The organism is Vibrio sp. 1249-1, assembly GCF_033340495.1.
The window spans coordinates 1-1,211 of sequence record NZ_JAWOWJ010000085.1; the positions used below are offsets into that span (position 1 = coordinate 1).

At 49.0% G+C, this 1,211-nt stretch carries 1 protein-coding gene; it reads left to right on the forward strand.

From position 1 onward, the window contains the following. The coding region (locus R7Z50_RS24425) for a catalase (protein ID WP_411979508.1) at positions 1–1,211 on the forward strand (1,211 nt) is incomplete at both ends.

Here is a 1,211-nt window from a genome sequence, read left to right on the forward strand (position 1 = left end):
GTTGCCCAGTTGCTCATAACCAAAACGTGATGACAGCAGGCCCACGTGGCCCTCCACACCTACAAGATGTCTGGTTTCTAGAAAAGCTAGCGCACTTTGATCGTGAAGTGATCCCTGAGCGTCGTATGCACGCAAAAGGTTCTGGTGCGTACGGCACATTCACCGTGACTCACGACATTACAAAATACACTCGTGCAAAAATTTTCTCTGAGATTGGTAAAAAGACCGAGCTATTTGCTCGCTTTACGACCGTTGCTGGTGAGCGCGGCGCAGCGGATGCAGAACGAGACATCCGTGGTTTTGCCCTAAAGTTTTACACCGAAGAAGGCAACTTGGATTTAGTCGGCAACAACACGCCAGTCTTCTTCTTACGTGACCCGTTGAAGTTCCCTGACCTCAACCACGCGGTGAAACGCGATCCACGCACCAACATGCGCAGCTCGACAAACAACTGGGATTTTTGGACATCGCTGCCAGAAGCGTTCCATCAAGTAACCATCGTCATGAGTGATCGTGGTATTCCTGCGTCTTACCGTCACATGCACGGCTTCGGTAGCCATACATTCAGCTTTATCAACGCTGAAAATGAACGCTACTGGGTGAAGTTCCACTTCAAAACTCAGCAAGGTATTAAGAACATAGGCGATGAGGAAGCACAACTGCTGGCGGGCAAAGATCGTGAAAGCCATCACCGCGATTTGTATGAGTCGATTGAGCGTCAGGATTTCCCGAAATGGAAAATGTATGTACAGATCATGCCAGAATTAGAAGCCGACGAAGTTAACTTCAACCCATTCGACCTAACAAGAGTATGGTCTCAAAAAGATTATCCACTTATCCCTGTAGGTGAGTTTGAGCTGAACCGTAACCCAGAAAACTTCTATGCAGAAGTTGAGCAATCCGCGTTTAACCCGGCAGCTATCGTTCCTGGAATTGGTTTCTCGCCAGACAAAATGCTGCAAGGCCGTTTGTTTGCATACGGAGATGCACAGCGTTACCGCCTAGGTGTAAACCATCACCAAATTCCAGTCAACGCCCCTCGTTGTCCGGTACACAGCTACCATCGTGACGGCGCAATGCGAGTTGACGGTAACTTCGGTTCAACACTAGGTTACGAGCCAAACTACAAACAAGAGTGGGCAGAGCAGCCTGATTATTCAGAGCCACCATTGCGAATTAGCGGCCATGCTGACCATTACGACCATCGTGTT